General features: G+C 67.3%; 1 protein-coding gene. It reads right to left on the bottom strand.

Translation table 11 applies throughout. The features are described 5' to 3' along the window. Positions 1-333 (bottom strand): response regulator transcription factor (locus EN852_RS37410; RefSeq protein ID WP_189546531.1); only part of this gene is annotated, 333 nt, incomplete at both ends.

Genomic DNA, 333 nt, shown 5'->3' with positions numbered 1-333 from the left:
CGAGCTTCTCGGTCGCCCTGGTGCGATAGGTCTCGATCGTCTTTATGCTGAGGTTGAGCCGGGACGAGATTTCCTTGTTGCTGTAGCCGAGCGCCACCAGCTGGATGACCGACCGCTCCCGTTCGCTGAGATTGCCGGGATCGCCCTGTGGGGCGCTGCGCGGGCTGAGCAGGCGCGCCGCAAGCGCCGGATCGACATAGTTGTCGCCGGCCAGCACGCAACGGATTGCCTGCAGCAGATCCGTAGCGGTCGACCGCTTGACCACGAAGCCGCGCCCGCCGGCCGCAAGCACCTGGCGCAGGCAGCCGGGGTCCTCATGCGCCGTCAGCGCTA

The organism is Mesorhizobium sp. M2E.F.Ca.ET.209.01.1.1, from assembly GCF_004010375.2.
In the GTDB taxonomy this organism is placed as follows: domain Bacteria; phylum Pseudomonadota; class Alphaproteobacteria; order Rhizobiales; family Rhizobiaceae; genus Mesorhizobium.
This window is presented reverse-complemented; position numbering and strand designations above follow the sequence as displayed.